We start from the raw sequence: 16,184 nt of genomic DNA on the forward strand, positions 1-16,184 counted from the left end.
ATCAGGAGATACCACCGTGGTTAAAAGCACCTCTTCTAGCAAAGCCGATACGGAACAGCGTTTGGATCCCGCCAGCCGGGGCCACTCCAGTTCCACTGAGTCTAAAGGGATCCCAGGCTTTCTCCAAGAGACCCGTGCGGAGTTGGCCAAAATTGTTTGGCCGAGCCGCCAGCAACTGATTAGCGAATCGGTGGGAGTTTTACTGATTGTGTTGGCCTTCGCCTCGTTCATCTACCTGGTCGATCAACTGTTCGGCTGGCTGGCCACTCAACTGTTCTCGTGAGGTTTTTCCCCAGATGGCCCCTGCCAAGGACTTGGGGAGAGGAGGCCCATGCACACAGACAGATACAGAGAGGAGGTGAGGTGATGAGCCCAGAGCCAGAGCAGCGGCGGAGAGGCCGGGGGGGCCGCCTCGAGCCCCTAGAGCCTGCGGGCACGGCGGCGGAGGGGGAAGAAAGCGAAAGTCAAGGTCGCCGCAACCTGCGCTGGTACGCCGTGCAGGTGGCTTCAGGCTGCGAAAACAAAGTCAAAAGCACCCTGATGCAGCGGGCGGCGGCTCTGGATGTGGCAGATCAGATTGTCGAGGTGGTGATCCCGAAGCGGACGGGCTTCAAGCTCGATCGATCCGGCAAGCGCCAGGAACAAGAGGAAAAGATTTTTCCCGGCTATGTGCTGGTGCGCATGGATCTCAACGACGACACCTGGATGGTGGTGAAAACCACCCCCAACGTGATCAACTTCGTCGGCACGGAAGAGAGAAGGGCCTACGGTCGTGGTCGCGGCCATGTGACGCCACGGCCCCTTAGCCCCAGCGAAGTCCAGCGCATCTTCAGCAGCGTCGAGGTGGAAGAAGTGCCCCTCAAGATCGACATGGCACCTGGGGATCGCATCGAGGTGCTCTCTGGCCCCTTCCAGGGATTTTACGGCGAGGTGGTGGATGTCAGCCCAGAGCGGGGCAAGCTCAAGGCTTTGATCTCGATTTTCGGGCGCGATACTCCGGTAGAATTAGAGTTTGGTCAAGTGCGCAAAGAGGTGTAACCGCGTTTCATGGCTAAGAAACTGGTGGCAGTGGTCAAGCTGGCCATCCAAGCGGGCAAAGCCACCCCCGCTCCCCCCATCGGCCCGGCTCTGGGCCAGCACGGGGTTAACATCATGGCCTTCTGCAAGGAATATAACGCCAAAACGGCCGATCAAGCCGGGATGGTGGTGCCAGTCGAGATCTCGATTTACGAGGATCGCAGCTTCACCTTCGTCCTCAAGACGCCGCCGGCTTCGGTGTTGATCAAAAAAGCCCTCGGCATTGAGTCGGGATCCAGTGAGCCCCACAAAGTCAAGGTAGGATCCCTGACGCGGGCGCAACTGCGCCAGATTGCCGAGCAGAAGCTGCCCGATTTGAATGCCCGTGACGTGGAGGCGGCCATGAAGATCATCGCCGGCACCGCCCGCAGCATGGGGGTGACAATAGTTGATTGATTGTCGATCGACTTAAGGATCTCTAGTCTTTGTTGTCTGGAAGTTTTGGCAGACCATTATGGGGGAGAGAAGTTCTCGCCAGCACCCCGAGGAGAAACTATGGCTCGAAAACTGTCCAAACGTATGCAAGCTTTGCGGGAGAAAGTCAAGCCCATTGCCTATCCCCCCGCAGAAGCCCTGGCCCTGATGAAGGAGACGGCCACTGCCAAATTTGACGAGGCGGCGGAGGTTCACATCCGCCTGGGGATCGATCCCAAGTACGCCGACCAGCAGTTGCGCACCACCGTCGTCTTGCCCCGCGGCACCGGGCAGGAGATTCGCGTGGCGGTGATTGCCCGCGGCGAGAAGGTTACGGAAGCCCAGAACGCAGGGGCCGACCGGGTGGGCTTTGAAGACCTGATCGAGGAGATCGGCAAGGGCGTGATCGACTTCGACCTGCTGATTGCCACCCCCGATGTGATGCCCCAGGTTGCTAAGCTGGGGCGGCTATTGGGGCCGCGCGGCCTCATGCCCTCTCCCAAGGGCGGGACGGTCACCATGGATTTGGCCCAAGCCATCAAGGAGTTCAAAGCCGGCAAGCTGGAGTACCGGGCGGACAAAACCGGCATTGTGCATTTGATCTTCGGCAAGTGCAAGTTTCCCGTCGAAGCTCTGCTGGAAAACCTGAAAGCCGTGCAGGAGTCCATTGATCGCAACCGTCCCCCTGGAGCCAAGGGCAAGTATTGGCGAGCTCTACATGTTTGTGCTACAATGGGTCCCTCGATTGAGGTTGACATCAATGCTCTGCGAGAGCTGAAGTTGGTTGCTTAAGCCTGCTTCGGCGCTGCAAAGGGGCAAAGGCAGTTGCTTGCCGTTTGAATTGGCCATTTTTCCGGAGGATCTGGGCAGAGAAGAGCTTTCCACAGTCGAATAGCGAGCCGAAGACAGCAGGGGCCAAGGGGCTTAATGTCCTGCCGAGGTTTGAGCGGAGTGCTAAGGGATCCCGTTGTGGACTGCTAGGTTACGCTTGTCTCAATGCGTCTCGGCTATGGCTGAGGCGCATTCTCTTTGGCGGCTCCAGATACCCCCTTCCGACGGCAACACCTGTTCGGCTCTCAGTGAGCCAGTGACCACAAAGGAGGTGAGCGTATGGGCAAGCAACCTTTAGCGAAAAAAGCGGAGATGGTCGATGAAGTTCGCTCCCTGTTGCAAGCCAGCCAAATGGTGCTGGTAATCGACTACAGGGGGCTGACCGTTTCCGAGATGAACCAACTGCGGGCGGAGCTGCGCAAGGCGGATGCTGTCTGCATGGTTGTTAAAAATACCTTGATGCGGCGGGCTGTCGCCGACCAAAAGGCTTGGGCAGGAATTCTTCCCTTCCTGTCAGGGCCGACGGCCTTTATCATGATCCGGGGCGATATTCCGGCAGCCCTGAAGGCGTATCAAGATTTCGCCAAGCAAACCAAGAAAACCGAGTTCCGCGGCGCCGCTGCCGAGGGGCTATCTCTGACCTTGGATCAGGCCAAGGCCATCGCCGAGCTGCCGCCCAAGGAGGTGCTCATGGCCCAGGTGGCGGGCAGCCTCAAGTCGGTAGCCACTCGACTGGCGGTTGGGCTCAATGCCGTGCCTACGCAGGTGGCCCGCGGTATCCAAGAAATCCCGGCCTCCCTGGCAAGGGCCATCCGGGCTATTGCCGACAAGGAGGCGGCCTGACGGGCTCGGCCTGTCTTGGGTTCATCGACCCGATTCCACCCTATCCACTTCGTTACCCTGAGGAGACAAGACCATGGCTTCGGAGCGTGTTCAAAAGATCCTGGAAGAGTTGAAAGCGTTGAGCTTGTTGGAAGCTTCCGAGTTGGTGAAAGCCATCGAAGAAGCCTTTGGCGTCAGTGCGGCTGCCCCGGCAGGTGGCATGGTCATGGCTGCTCCCGTGGCAGCAGCAGCGGCGCCGGCGCCGGCAGCGGCGCCTGAACCCGTGGAAGAGCAGACGGCCTTTGATGTCATTCTCGAGGCTGTCCCCGCGGATAAGAAGATCGCCGTCCTCAAGGTGGTGCGCGAGTTGACCGGCTTGGGCCTGAAAGATGCCAAAGATCTTGTGGAGGCTGCTCCCAAACCGGTCAAGGAAGGGATCCCCAAAGAGGAAGCCAACGAGATCAAGAAGAAGCTAGAGGAAGCTGGCGCCACGGTCAAGGTCAAGTAGTCCCGTCGGCAGGGGAAAGGGATCCTCATCCAGAGCGCCTCTTGCTTCCAGAAAAGGGGTGCTGCCAGAGCCACAAGTTTAACCAGAACGATGAGGGAGGGGCAAAGCAGCCCCTCCTTTTTCACTGATATGCCGCCGCGCCCTGCCCCTCTCCCTCGGCAAGGCAGGGAAATCGTTTGGCTAGTCTCCCCTGGGAGAAGGGGAGGGTTGGCGAGGCCGGCAAGTGCCCAGGTCTCTCTTGCTGATTGGAGCGCTTCAACTCTGAAAACGCCCTCGTCAGCCGGTCGGAAACCCTTACAATGGGTTACGGACGTTCGCCAGCACCCCCCATGGACTTCGGAGTCGGATTTCTCTCCAACAACGTCATGCTGCCGATCCTGGATTTTTTCTACGGGATCGTGCCCAGCTATGGACTGGCCATCATCTTCCTGACGTTGGTGATCCGCTTTGCCCTCTACCCCCTCAACGTCGGATCCATCCGCAACATGCGGCGCATGAAGGTGATCAACCCCCTGATGCAGCGGCGGATGCGAGAGATCCAGGAAAAGTACCGGGATGACCCGCAAAAGCTGCGCGAGGCCCAGGCCAAACTGTACAGCGAGCTGGGGGTCAACCCGCTGGGGGGTTGTCTGCCGCTCTTGATTCAAATGCCGGTGCTGTTTGCTCTGTTTGCCACGCTGCGGGGATCCCCCTTTGCGGCGGTTACCTACGATGTCAACCTGCAGATCCTGCCAGCAGAGGTGGCGGCAGAGGTGGTGCCCACCCCCTACGTCAGCCCCAGCAAGAACATCTTCGTCACCGACTCGGTACACAAGCCGGTGGTGCTGGTGGCGCCCAAGGGCACCAAGATTGCCGTAGGGGAGCAGGTGCAGTTTAGGCTGCAGGGGCCGGGGGGCAAGCCCTTTGAGCAGTTGGTGGCAGAGGCGGGCGGGGATCCCACCCTGTTGCGGCCCACCTGGAAGATCACCAAAGGAGAAGAGCGGGCCCAGATCCAGCCGGATGGCACCTTGCTGGCCCTGCAGCCGGGGGAAGTGACGGTGGAGGTTGCGATCCCGGGCTTGGCCTCTGACACGGGCTTTCTGTTTATCGACAAGTTAGGCCGCGTCGGCGCCTTTGATCCGGATGGCACCATTCACTGGGACATCATCGGCATGATCGTCCTTTTCGGTGTCTCCATTTACCTGAACCAATCCCTGACCAACGCCGGCCAGGAGGATCCCAGCCAGAGCTCGATGGCCCGCATCACCCCTGTGCTGTTCTCGGCGATGTTCCTGTTCTTCCCCTTGCCGGCTGGGGTCTTGCTCTATATTCTTGTCTCCAACATCTTCCAAACCGTGCAAACCTTCTTGCTCTCGCGGGAGCCGTTGCCTGAGAACTTGCAGCAGTTGGTGGAAGAGGAGCGCCGTCGCGCTGCCCAGGCGAGCACAGGGGAAGCCAAGGAGGTTGACCGACCAGCCAAGCCAAAGGCAGCCGGGGGAGGGCGCGAATCCCTGCCCTTTGAGCCCTAGCAAGTCCTTGCTGCTTGGCTTGGGGCGGGCTTAGGTCGAGTGCTTGATACCTCTTCAGAATTGGAAGCTGCCCAGGATGAGCCGCCCTGAGTCCTCTACGGGATCTGTGAAGAGATCCGCCGCCAAAAAATCGCATCAGAAGTCTGAGGGAACCGCTGCGCCTTCCCAGGGCAAGCTTTCTCCTGCCGAACATCGAGAACGGGCCAGGCAGTGGTTGCAGCAGGTGCTGGCGGCGATGGGAATCCCGGCGGTGGTGCGAGTGGTGGGGGAGATAATCGAAATCGAGGCCGATTCTCTAACGCCGGCTCAGAAGCAAATGTTGCTCTCAAAAGCGCCTGCATCGCCCTTGCCGCCGTCCAAAGAAGCCGGCCCCGAGGAAGAGCGCTCCCCGGTGGTTTTGGATGCGTTGCAGTATTTGGCCAACACCCTTCTCAACCTCAACCAGCCAGAAGACCAACAGCAGCCCTATATCCTGGATCTGGATGGCTATCGTCAGCGCCGTTTGCAGGAGCTCAAAGCCTTGGTTGCTGTCGCGGTGGAAAAGGTGAGAACCAGTGGTCGGGAATACGAGTTTCCCGATCTCTCTGCTGCCGAGCGGCGGCAGATCCACACGCTCCTGAAAGACCCTGCCTACGCCGATCTGGAAACTTTCAGCCGTGGCAAGGAGCCTGACCGTCGCCTGGTGATCCGGCGGGCCTCTTCTCGACCCTGACCTGGAGGCGCTGGCTGTGCGGCTCTCTTGCCGATAGGGGCGATTCCGGGATCCCTGCTACCCAAGACGTATAAAGGGGGATGTCATGCTGAGGCCAATTCGTCTATCCGACCTGCGGCAGATGCCTGGTCAAACCCAAGAGGTTCACTTTAGGCAGTTTTTCCCAGGTTTTGAGAGCTTGACCCCTGTGGAGGGATCCCTGCAGGCCAGCCACCGGGGGCATTTCCTGGAGGTGAGCGCCGAGGCCCGCACCATCGTCACCCTCACCTGTCACCGCTGCCTGCAGCAGTTTAACCACCGGCTGCATCTGCAGGTTGAGGAGATCATCCTGATTCGGGAGCCCAGTCCTGAACCCCCGCCCCTGGAGTTGGAATTGCGGGACGAAGAGGATCTGCTGGAGAGCCTGCCGCCCAACGGCGAGCTGGATATCGAAGACTGGATGTACCAACACCTGCATTTGGAGATGCCCCACCAGTTGCCCTGTCGCCCCGATTGCCCGGGCATTGTGGTGGAAGCGGCTGCGCCGCCGCCGGTGGATCCCCGCTGGTCGGCCCTGGCTGCCCTCCTTAAAGACTCTCCCCATCCCTAGCCACTCTCCGCGAGAGGGCTTCGGGCCATGAGCTGTATCGCTGCTGGCTAGAATGACCCCAAATTGGCAGGTTCTTTGGCGTTTTGCTCGGCCCCACACCGTCTACGGCACCAGTGCCAGTCTACTGGGCCTCTACTTGCTGGCCGGGTTCGTGGCCGCTGAACCAACGGCCCTGCTAGCTGTCCTTCCCCAGTTGGGCGTGGCTTGGGTGGCTTGTCTGGCGGCCAATGTCTACATTGTCGGCCTCAACCAGCTCACGGATATCGAGATCGACCGCATCAACAAACCCCATCTGCCCTTGGCCGCCGGCTCCCTGAGTTGGCGACAGGGGGTGGGGATCGTCGCCGCCTGCGGGGTGGCATCCATCCTATTGGCCCTGACAGGGATCCCGTACCTGTTGTTGACGGTGCTGTTGAGCAACGGGATCGGCACGGCCTACTCCCTGCCCCCCCTGCGGTTGAAGCGGTTTCCGCTGGCGGCCTCGGCTTGTATCTATTGTGTGCGGGGGTTGATCGTCAATCTGGGCCTGTACAGCCATTTTCAGCAGTTGATGCAGGGGGGAGTCGAGCTTTCTGCTCCCATTGTTTTTCTGACAGGGTTTATGTCTATTTTTGGGCTGGTGATCGCCCTTTTCAAGGATATTCCCGACATGGAGGGGGATCGCCGGTTTGCCATTGCCACCTTTTCGTTGCGCTTTGGCCAGGAGCGGATCTCAAAGTTTTGCATCGGCATTTTGGCCGCTTGTTACCTAGCCTTTATCGCTTTGGGAAGCTATTTTCTCCTCATGGGCCGGGGCGCCTGGATGCTGTTAGGACATGGGCTGGGGTTGGGGATCCTTTTGGGCTATGGTGTTCGCCTGGATCTGGGTTGCCGCGACGCGATTGTCACCTATTATCAACTGATCTGGAAGTTGTTTTACCTGGAGTATTTGCTCTATCCTTGGGCCTTCTTCCCTTTTTCCTAACATTTGCCAGGAGCCGCGATCTTGCCCCGGCTCAGGCGGGCAGCCGATCTCCAAAAACCTAGAGATACCGCTTCATCTGGATGCGAAAGCGGCCCTTTTTCGTCTCGGCCACCTCTTCAATTTGCAGCCGACCGCGACCGCGAATGGCAATCCAATCCTGGGGGCCGACGGTGTAGCTGGCTTGGGTAATCGGCTTCCAATTAACCCGCACCTCTCCCCGCTGGATCTCTTCCACCATCTTGCTGCGAGACAGGCCAAATCCTGCCGAGGCCACTGCATCCAGGCGCAAAGAGGCTTCCACGCTGGTGATGGACTTCACCCGCGGCGGTTGAACCTTCAACTGGCTGAGAGGGATCCGGCTGACCTTGACGGGCACGCTGCGCACCTGGGTTAGGTTGAGGCTGAGATAGTCCACCAGCTCCGGCACAACGATGGCCTGGGCCCCGAATTCGCCCACCACGAGGATGTCTCCCACCTTCTCGCGGGCAATTCCCGTCGCCAAAAGGGCTCCCAAAAAGTCGCGGTGGGTGGCCGGGTCGAAAAGAAAGTTTCCTTGGATTTGAACGGCGGCCAAGGGGATCCCTTCTGCGCCTTCCACCTCCAGGCTGACCTCAGGGCGGGCCAGGGCTAGGCGTTGCCGCTCTGCCTGGGCATAGCCTCCCCAGGCCATCACCTGCAGTTCGGCCAAGTTGTGCAACCGGCTTTGTACCTCGGCTACTTCTGCCGGGGAGAGAAAGTCACTCCAGACCACTTGCCAGGTTTTGAGGGCTTGCTCCCCCAGATCCAGAATGCGCGCCAAGGTTTCTCGATACTCCGCTCCTTTCAGTAGTTCGGTTCTGGGCAGCATGTTGGGGCGCTTCAATCTTTGCGGTTCTGTTCTGTTTGTCCCATGCTAAGCTAGATCCCCAGGATCCTGGCGGGCGTAGCCAAGCGGTTAAGGCAGAGGATTGTGGTTCCTCCATTCGTGGGTTCGAGTCCCATCGTCCGCCCTGCCGCAATAACCTGGGCCCTGCCAATTTAGAGAAAACCTCAAAACCTTGCAAAACTGCTGGCAACCAAGCTGAGGAAGGGTTCCCGAGGGCCGCACCTGGCAACGGAATCACCCGCAGCTCAGGATTAGGGTTCCCACGGCGTCGATATTGCCCGTCCAACCGGCTTCGATCACCACGGTAGCCTCCGGCATCTCCACAATCGCTGGCCCGCCCAGTTGAAACCCCACCCCCATGCGCCGCCGATCGTAGACTGGGACCGGTCGCATCCGGCCGCCCGTCCAGGCCTGGCGCTCCCCCTTGAAGGGATCCCCTGGCAGGGGGGGCGGCGCCTTTAAAGGCACAGGGGGCAAAGCTTGTACCGCCCGCAGACGCAGCTGGATCACCTCCACCTCTTGGTCGGGATCCTGCCAGCCGTAGCGCTGGCGGTGGGCCTGGTGAAACCGCTGCTCCAAGAGAGAAACCGGATCCGACAACTGGGCCGGGATCTCCAGCTCAAAAGACTGGCCGCGGTAGCGCAGGTCGAGGCTGAAGGAGAGCCCCGGCTCCTGCAGGTCGGCTTGCGCCTGGCGGATGAGGGGCGCCGCCCACTGGGCCAAAAGGGATCCTCCCCCTTCCCCCTCCAACTGTTGCAGCGGCTGCAGGATGGCCCGCCGGTAGTCCCGCCGCAGATCGGCCAAAGCCATACCCAGAGCCGAGAGGACACCGGCAAAGGCTGGGACGAGGACGCGGCGGATCCCCAGCTCTTCCGCCAGGGCACAGGCGTGCATGGGCCCGGCTCCGCCAAAGGCCAACAGGGCAAAATCGGCAGGATCCAAGCCCCGCTCCACGCTGATGACCCGCAAAGCCCGCGCCATGGCCACATTGGCCAGGGTGCGAATGCCAACAGCCGTCTCCTCCAAAGTCAAACCCAAGGGCTCCGCCAGCGTTCCGATGGCCTGGCCGGCCAAGTCCCGCCGTAGGCAAACGGCATCCCCCAGCCAGCCCCCATCCGGCAGGTAGCCCAGCCAGAGGTTGGCATCGGTTACCGTGGGAGCCGTTCCCCCCCGACCGTAGCAGGCCGGCCCAGGGTTGGAGCCGGCACTTTCCGGCCCCACCTGCAGCCCCCCGCCCGGCAACAGCGAGGCCAGGGATCCGCCCCCGGCGCTGACGGTATGGATGTCGATCTGGGGCTGTTGCACCGGCAGGCCGCACACCACCGCTGACGGGGTAACCTGAGGGAGGCCGTCTTGAATGAGGGCCACATCGGTACTGGTTCCCCCCATATCGAAGCTGAGCAGATGGGAATAGCCGCTCAGCCAGCCCAGGTAGGCCGCCCCGTAAACGCCGCCCGCTGGCCCCGAAAGCAGCGCCACCGAGGCATGAGCCGCTGCCTGGGCAATGGAAGTGACGCCGCCGGAGGATTGCATGATCAGGGGTTCGGGGATCCCTCGCTGCCGGCAGCCCTGCGCCAAGCGGTGCAGGTAGCCCGCCAGCACCGGGCTGAGGTAGGCATCAATGGCCGTGGTGCTAAAGCGCTCGTATTCCCGAAACTCCGGCGCCACTTCGCAGGAGAGGGAAACATGCAAGTCGGGGAAAGCCTCTCTCAGGGCCGCCCCCAGGCGCTGCTCGTGCTCCGGGTAGAGGAAAGAAAACAAGAATCCCACCCCCACGGCACGGATCCCATCCCGCTCTACCCGCTCGCCCACTTCCCGGAGGACGCGCTGGATTTCCTCTTCCGTCAGCGGCTCGACCACGCCGCCGGCGCTGCAGCGCTCCTTCACCTCCAGGCAGTGGTGGCGGGGCACCACCGGCTCTGGCTTGGGCTGGGTGAGGTCGTAAAGGGAAGGGCGGTTTTGGCGACCAATGGCCAGCACATCCCGGAAGCCCGCCGTGGTCAGAAACAGGGTGGGGGATCCCTTGCGCTCCAAGAGGGCGTTGGTGGCCACCGTCATGCCGTGGCAGAACACGTCCACCTCAACTGGGCCCAGCTTGTCCAGGGCGCCAAAGACCCCCGCTTCTGGGCTGGGGGTGGAGAGCACCTTGGCTGTCCGGATCTGGCCTTCCTGGAGGAGCACCAGATCCGTGAAGGTGCCTCCCACGTCGATCCCCAGGCGGACCAGGCCCCCCTGCCTCCCATCCTGTTGCTTGCCTTGCGCGCTACTGGCATTGGCCATGGCTCGATAAGACCCTTGGGCAGGCCTCAACCCCTCGCTAGAGACGAGGCCGGGGCACCTCTTCCGACTTGCTTTCCAGGGGTTGCTCCTGCTGCAAAAGCTGGCGAAAGGCCGGCTCGTCCAGCCGGTAGTCCCGCTGCTCGATCAGATCCCGCTCCGTAGAGTAGATGGTGTCCGACTCCCGCACCACTTCTTGGCGGCGGAAGCGGCGGGCAAAGTCGAGCTTGCGCAGCAGCGCCTCGGAGGGACGCTTCAGCCGCTCTTGCCAGAACCGCCGGATGCGATTGCGGCGCTCCACCCCCTGGTTGCGGAACTGCAACGTCAGCCACCGCACTGCAGGCACTGCCAAAAACAGCGTGCCGTAGAGAAAGAGGAATCCAATCAGCGGGTAGATAAACGCCAAAAAGGCGTTGCTGCCAGCGGCGGCTGCCACCTCCTCCCGCGCCCCGTAGAGAATGGCCGCCAAGAGGAAATTGAGCACACCCAAGCCAGCAGCTAGGGTCAGTTGCTCAGGGGTGGCGCGGCTAAACACCCAGGGTTTTTCTTGCAACACCTCCGGGATCTTCTTGGAGCGGCGCTCTGAGGCGGCCACCTGTAGCTCTGGGAAGCGATAGACGATATCGCCGTCCTCGCTTACCTCCGGCTGGCCGTCGAACTTGAGCAGAATGGGCAGCATATAGTCTTCGTATTCTAGGGCCGGGGATCCCGGCTCCACATCCAGGTAGGGCAGCACCTGCTCGGCGGCGATCACCCCCCCGTTGGCGCGGATCACTTGGCCGATCAAGGCATAGCGCTCCTCTTCCAGGTTGGCGTTGGGATCCCCGTCCCCAAACAGGAAGCTGTACACCGCCTCCAAAAAGTTCATCTCCGATTTTTCCCGGCGGGGCTGCGCCCGACCGGAATAGCCCCCGTAGTAGGGGTAGGGACTCCAGAAGGGGTTGCCCACCCAAAGGTTGGGGAAGTAGAAGAACCCCACCTCGCGCGAGCGACTGCGACTGCCGCTGCCCTCTTCACGACTGCTGGCCATCTGCAGAGCTATCAACGCCAGGGTGATGAGGATAATCGACACCACCAACAGGATGCCGAAGGAGATGCGCAGCCCGTAGAGAAAGCCGCCCCACAGCTTGCGTCGCAAGGCTGCCAGCCGATCCTGCTGCTCCCTGCGCTTGAGAATGTCGCGAAAGTCGGGCGGGAAAACGTAGGCAATCTCCCCCTGCCGCGAAACCTGGAGATGCCCCCCAGCCTTTTGGGCTAACTTCAGCAACTCCTGTTTGGCCTCCTCTAGGGCCAGGCCTGTGCTGGAGGCAATATCTCCCAGAGTGACCCGCAAGCCCAACTGCTCTACTGCATCGATGACCAATGTCTGTGTAGCCACTCTCAACCTCCGCTGGTTACCTACTGTTGCCCGGGATCCAACTGGGACGCTCGCCCAGCATCTGCAGCCAAGGGTTACAGCCATCCCTATTCCCAGTATCTCTCTTCAACTCGGGGGCGACGAGGGCGGCTGTTGCTGCTTTTGGGTCAGGCAGCCTGTCTCTGCGCCGACCCAGGGCTGGGCTAGGGCAGCCAGGCCATCACCGCTAGCAGGGCGAAAAGGATCCCGATCAACACCCACGTCAGCCGTTGGGTATTCAAGGGGGGAGCAGCCTCGCGGCGGATGGGATCGGCGACTTTTGGCAGGGAAGCTGGGCGGCGGGGGCGCTCATAGACCAGACGGCGTTCCCCTGGCTCGGCCTCTTCCAGATGGCTGAGATCTGGGATTTCGAGCAACCACTCTGCTGGTCGCCGCAGACGCGGAGCCTGCCAGATGCCCAACACGTAGCGGGCCTGTTGAGCCACTTCCGGATCCGGGTTGCCCAGCAAGGTTTGCGCCAAGCGGATCGCCTCCTGGGTCTCTCCAAGGGCCTCCTCGGCCAGGGCCTGCCAGAGCCGCAGCTTGCCCGCTTGCGGGTAGCGGCTTTGGGCCTGTTTCACCTGTTCCAGAACCCGACGGTATTGTCCCCGCTCAAAGCTGGCCTCAATCCGGGCCAGATGCTGGGGCAGGCGCAAGTCTTCGGGAGGGATCAACTCCGGATCCACCGATAAACCCCCCTAGGTAAGCTTTTGTTCTACCCCAAACCCCACCAGCAGCAGCTCCTCCAAGGGCTGACCGTGAGGGGGTCGTTGGTAGGTGAGGATCTGGCGCAGGCGCAGGCGTGGGTTAAGCAAGGTGATGGTATCCACAGCAACGACGCGGGTGTAGGTGGTGGTCATCACCAGTTGCAGGGATCCGGGATCGAAGCGGAAGCTGGCCACTATGGGGCGGTCTTCCTCATAGGCCCGATCCCGCAAGTAGTCGCCCTCCAGCCCACGGGGCCCTTCTCGCCGGGGCACGAAGAGCATGTTTAGCTCTTGCCCAGCCTCCTCCCCTTTTTCGGAAACCGTCTCAAACGCCAGGTGGAAGCCCAAAAACCCGTCCACACCGTGGTTGGGGTAGTTGTTGTCGGCCAGGACCTTCTCCTTGAGCTCAGGGGTGAGGGTGCGAATGGTGAAGTCGGTGCGCGAACGCTCCACCTCCCCTCGATCCAAATAGTGGTAGGTGCGCTCGGTGTGCCAGGCGCCAATGCAGCAGTTGAAGAAGTGGTGAAATTTTTGCAGGGCATTCATGCCAGAGGGATCGAGAGCAGGGCCAAGTGGACGGCTAAACCCGATCCTAAAACGAATCGCAGACAAACAGGCACTCCCCTTCTCCCCCTCAGGTGTTAGCTGCCGCTGGGATCCCCTGGGCCACCGACAAAGTCGCCCCCAACACTTCCAAAGCCCGCTGCAACTGCCCATCCTCAGGGCCGCCCAGGCTTTCTGCCGTCAGGGGAACAGGGCCCGCGGCCACCTCCACATCGGGCTGGATCCCTTGGCGATGAATGTCGTGGCCGTTGGGGGTGAGGTATTTGGCAGTGGTCACGGCCAGCCCCGAGCCGTCCGCCAGCTCCAGCAGGGATTGGATCAGCCCCTTGCCGAAGGTGCGCGTTCCCACCAGTTGCGCCCGTCCGCTGTCCTGCAACGCCCCCGCCAAGACTTCGCTGGCGCTGGCACTGCCCTGGTTCACTAAGACGACCAAGGGGGCTGCCGTGAGGACTTCGCCGGTGGCGGGAATGCCGTCCTGAATGCCGTAGCGATCCGTCACTCGCACGATGTCGCCTTTGGGGATCCAAAAGCGAGCAATCTCAATGGCCGCCTGCAGTAACCCTCCGGGGTTGTTGCGCAGATCGAGGATGTAGCCCCGCACTCCTCGCGCTTCTGCGGCCTGGATGGCCTGACGCACTTGAGCGGCGGCATTGCCGTTAAACTGGCTGAGGCGGATGTAGGCTACCTCCCCCTGGGGCAGCTTGAAAAAACCGGTGCGCACCGGGTTGATCAGGATGGACTGCCGCACCAGCTCCACCTCCCAGATGCGCTCCTGCCGCCTTAGCCGTAGGCTAACGGTTGTGCCGCTGGGGCCGCGCATGCGTTCTGCCACCTCATCCAAGCTCAGCCCTGCCACTGGCACCTGATCCACCGCCAGGATCTCATCTTGAGGTTGGATCCCGGCCCGCTCGGCAGGAGTCCCCTCCATTGGGGCGATGACCCGTACTGCCCCCTGCCCGTCGATGGCAATCTGGAGGCCGACGCCGCTCAACTCGCCAGCAGTGGAAGTCTGCAGGCTGAGGTAGTGCTCCCTGTCCAAAAAGCGGGTGTAGGGATCCCCCAGAGTTGCCAGCATCTCCTCGATGGCCCGGTAGGTCTCTTGCCGATCCTTCAGGGGCCGAGAGAGAAAGCGCTGGCGCACCTGCCACCAGTTCTGTCCGTTGAAACCCGGATCCACGTAGGCCCGATCCACATAGGCCCACGCCTGCGCCAGCAGTTGCTGCTCTTCCCCCCAGCGGCTGGCCTGCACCTGACAGGCGCCAATGCCCAAACTCGCCCAGAGCAGGCACCCTAGCAACAAAACTCGGACAGCCTGGCGTAACCCCCATCCGATCCCCAACCCTCTGCAACTGCTTTCCCCAGATCTCGGCTTCTGCGCAATCATCGGATCCCAAACTGAAGAAGAAGCTAAGAAATACTAAGAAACGTGAACAAGATGAGACATCAGCAGGCGTTTGGGCTGTTGGTGTAGGGATCCCTGTCTCAAAGCTGAGCCCGACTTCATGATCGTGTTAACGAATTGTGTTACAGTGCTATAGGGAGTGGGCCCGCCCCGCCCTGGATATCCAACTCTAAAAATTGCAGGCATCATGAGCAAAGTTTACGACTGGCTAGACGAGCGGCTGGAGATCACGCCTTTCGTCGATGACGCAACCGGAAAATTCATTCCGCCCCACGTTAATATCTTCTACTGCCTCGGCGGCATCACGCTGGTGTGCTTCCTCATTCAGTTTGCCACCGGCTTTGCCATGACTTTTTACTACCGTCCAACGGTGGCCGAGGCTTTTGAATCGGTCAACTACATCATGACCCAGGTCAACTTCGGCTGGCTGCTGCGCTCCATCCACCGCTGGAGTGCTTCCATGATGGTGTTGATGATGATTCTACACACCTTCCGGGTTTACCTGACGGGGGGGTTCAAGAAGCCGCGCGAGCTGACCTGGGTAACCGGCGTGATCTTGGCGGTACTGACGGTTTCCTTTGGGGTTACCGGTTACTCCCTGCCTTGGGATCAGGTGGGCTATTGGGCAGTCAAGATCGTCTCCGGGGTGCCCAGTGCCATTCCGGTGGTGGGGGATGCCCTGGTCCAGCTTATCCGCGGCGGCGAGGCAGTTGGCCAAGCCACCCTCACCCGTTTCTACAGCCTGCACACCTTTGTGTTGCCTTGGCTGACGGCGGTCTTCATGACGATGCACTTTCTGATGATCCGCCGCCAGGGCATCTCCGGGCCTTTGTGATCCCAAACCGGTTCTTGTGAGCCGGGCACCCTGGATGCATCTTTTCAGAACTTTTGCCCTAGACAAGGAGAATGGCTATGCCGGTCTCAAAGCAAGTGATAGCAACCGAGGCGATTACCCGCAAAGTTGACCTAGACAATCCCAAAGTTTTGGCCAAGCTGAAGAAGAACATGGGCCACATGACCTACGGGGAGCCCGCTTGGCCCAACGATTTGCTCTTTATGTTCCCGGTGGTGATCCTGGGCACTATTGGGGTGATTGTCGGCCTAGCGGTCATGGATCCGGCGGGTGTCGGCGAGCCGGCGGATCCCTTTGCCACGCCGCTGGAAATTCTGCCGGAGTGGTATCTCTACCCCGCGTTTCACATTTTGCGCATTGCTCCCAACAAGCTCTTGGGCATTGCCCTGATGTCGGCCATTCCGGTCGGCCTTCTGTTTGTGCCTTTCATCGAAAACGTCAACAAGTTTCAGAATCCGCTGCGCCGCCCCGTGGCGACGACGGTGTTTTTGATCGGCACCTTGGTCACCCTCTATTTGGGCATTGGCGCCACCTTGCCTCTGGATAAGTGGGTCACCCTGGGCCTGTTCTAGAGGGCAGAATATCGGCTTGATAACTCTGAGTGCAGCAGGCCGGTGGCCGGGCTGCACTTTTTTTGGACGTGGGGGACTTTTCGGCAAACCTGGGGGCCAAGGGATGGTAATATCGCTACGCAT

At 60.9% G+C, this 16,184-nt stretch carries 18 protein-coding genes, 1 tRNA gene and 1 other annotated feature; of the genes, 13 read left to right on the forward strand and 6 right to left on the reverse strand.

All coding sequences use genetic code 11. The features are described from left to right. Positions 1-61 precede the first annotated feature (61 nt). The 10 genes from secE to CYA_RS08430 all read left to right on the forward strand — a co-directional run bounded on the left by secE (position 62) and on the right by CYA_RS08430 (position 7,425). Positions 62-283 carry a preprotein translocase subunit SecE gene (secE, locus tag CYA_RS08385; RefSeq protein ID WP_228375513.1) on the forward strand — a complete coding sequence of 74 codons (222 nt, stop codon included), beginning with the start codon at positions 62-64 and terminating at the stop codon, positions 281-283. Between the two features lie 83 nt (positions 284-366). Next, positions 367-1,038, forward strand: coding sequence for a transcription termination/antitermination protein NusG (gene nusG / locus CYA_RS08390; RefSeq protein WP_011430608.1), 672 nt, complete (start codon positions 367-369; stop codon positions 1,036-1,038). Positions 1,039-1,047: 9 nt separating this feature from the next. Beyond that, positions 1,048-1,473: a 50S ribosomal protein L11 gene (gene rplK / locus CYA_RS08395; protein ID WP_011430609.1), complete on the forward strand. Its 426-nt coding sequence runs from the start codon at positions 1,048-1,050 to the stop codon at positions 1,471-1,473. 99 nt (positions 1,474-1,572) lie between these two features. Continuing rightward, a complete protein-coding gene (rplA, locus tag CYA_RS08400; protein WP_011430610.1) occupies positions 1,573-2,283 on the forward strand; it encodes a 50S ribosomal protein L1 in 711 nt (236 codons plus the stop codon). Positions 2,284-2,372: 89 nt separating this feature from the next. Beyond that, positions 2,373-2,528, forward strand: a sequence feature (ribosomal protein L10 leader region). 73 nt (positions 2,529-2,601) lie between these two features. Further along, positions 2,602-3,165 (forward strand): 50S ribosomal protein L10, encoded by a 564-nt coding sequence (gene rplJ / locus CYA_RS08405; RefSeq protein WP_011430612.1) that lies wholly within the window; start codon positions 2,602-2,604, stop codon positions 3,163-3,165. Between the two features lie 73 nt (positions 3,166-3,238). Further along, on the forward strand, positions 3,239-3,652 hold the full coding sequence (gene rplL / locus CYA_RS08410; RefSeq protein ID WP_011430613.1) for a 50S ribosomal protein L7/L12: 414 nt from the start codon (positions 3,239-3,241) through the stop codon (positions 3,650-3,652). A gap of 329 nt (positions 3,653-3,981) precedes the next feature. Continuing rightward, entirely contained in the window at positions 3,982-5,160 is a 1,179-nt protein-coding gene (yidC, locus tag CYA_RS08415; protein ID WP_011430615.1) for a membrane protein insertase YidC, read from the forward strand. Positions 5,161-5,266: 106 nt separating this feature from the next. Further along, positions 5,267-5,872: a protein jag gene (locus tag CYA_RS08420; protein WP_228375238.1), complete on the forward strand. Its 606-nt coding sequence runs from the start codon at positions 5,267-5,269 to the stop codon at positions 5,870-5,872. A gap of 85 nt (positions 5,873-5,957) precedes the next feature. After that, positions 5,958-6,461, forward strand: a complete 504-nt coding sequence (locus CYA_RS08425) for a YceD family protein (protein ID WP_011430617.1) — start codon at positions 5,958-5,960, stop codon at positions 6,459-6,461. A 52-nt stretch (positions 6,462-6,513) separates the two neighbouring features. Then, entirely contained in the window at positions 6,514-7,425 is a 912-nt protein-coding gene (locus CYA_RS08430; RefSeq protein ID WP_011430618.1) for a homogentisate phytyltransferase, read from the forward strand. A 58-nt stretch (positions 7,426-7,483) separates the two neighbouring features. Here CYA_RS08430 and CYA_RS08435 read toward each other — a convergent pair whose 3' ends face one another. Beyond that, complete coding sequence (locus CYA_RS08435; protein WP_011430619.1) at positions 7,484-8,272, reverse strand: photosystem II S4 domain protein; 789 nt, start codon at positions 8,270-8,272, stop codon at positions 7,484-7,486. A 69-nt stretch (positions 8,273-8,341) separates the two neighbouring features. Here CYA_RS08435 and CYA_RS08440 point away from each other — a divergent pair. Next, positions 8,342-8,414, forward strand: a tRNA-His gene (locus tag CYA_RS08440). 110 nt (positions 8,415-8,524) lie between these two features. On the opposite strand, the gene CYA_RS08445 is transcribed toward CYA_RS08440, so the two are convergent. The 5 genes from CYA_RS08445 to CYA_RS08465 form a co-directional block, all read right to left on the reverse strand. Beyond that, complete coding sequence (locus CYA_RS08445) at positions 8,525-10,570, reverse strand: hydantoinase/oxoprolinase family protein (protein WP_011430620.1); 2,046 nt, start codon at positions 10,568-10,570, stop codon at positions 8,525-8,527. A gap of 37 nt (positions 10,571-10,607) precedes the next feature. Continuing rightward, positions 10,608-11,945: a hypothetical protein gene (locus tag CYA_RS08450; RefSeq protein WP_041438408.1), complete on the reverse strand. Its 1,338-nt coding sequence runs from the start codon at positions 11,943-11,945 to the stop codon at positions 10,608-10,610. 182 nt (positions 11,946-12,127) lie between these two features. Continuing rightward, positions 12,128-12,649 (reverse strand): hypothetical protein, encoded by a 522-nt coding sequence (locus CYA_RS08455; protein ID WP_228375239.1) that lies wholly within the window; start codon positions 12,647-12,649, stop codon positions 12,128-12,130. Positions 12,650-12,661: 12 nt separating this feature from the next. After that, positions 12,662-13,282 carry a phycobiliprotein lyase gene (locus CYA_RS08460; protein ID WP_228375241.1) on the reverse strand — a complete coding sequence of 207 codons (621 nt, stop codon included), beginning with the start codon at positions 13,280-13,282 and terminating at the stop codon, positions 12,662-12,664. A 22-nt stretch (positions 13,283-13,304) separates the two neighbouring features. Continuing rightward, positions 13,305-14,618 (reverse strand): S41 family peptidase, encoded by a 1,314-nt coding sequence (locus CYA_RS08465; protein WP_011430624.1) that lies wholly within the window; start codon positions 14,616-14,618, stop codon positions 13,305-13,307. A gap of 205 nt (positions 14,619-14,823) precedes the next feature. Between CYA_RS08465 and petB the strand changes: the two genes are divergently transcribed. Together petB and petD are read left to right on the forward strand one after the other, a co-directional pair. Continuing rightward, positions 14,824-15,471 (forward strand): cytochrome b6, encoded by a 648-nt coding sequence (gene petB / locus CYA_RS08470; RefSeq protein ID WP_011430625.1) that lies wholly within the window; start codon positions 14,824-14,826, stop codon positions 15,469-15,471. Positions 15,472-15,548: 77 nt separating this feature from the next. Continuing rightward, positions 15,549-16,061 (forward strand): cytochrome b6-f complex subunit IV, encoded by a 513-nt coding sequence (gene petD / locus CYA_RS08475; RefSeq protein ID WP_049749760.1) that lies wholly within the window; start codon positions 15,549-15,551, stop codon positions 16,059-16,061. Positions 16,062-16,184: the final 123 nt, after the last annotated feature.

The organism is Synechococcus sp. JA-3-3Ab (assembly GCF_000013205.1).
GTDB lineage: Bacteria > Cyanobacteriota > Cyanobacteriia > Thermostichales > Thermostichaceae > Thermostichus.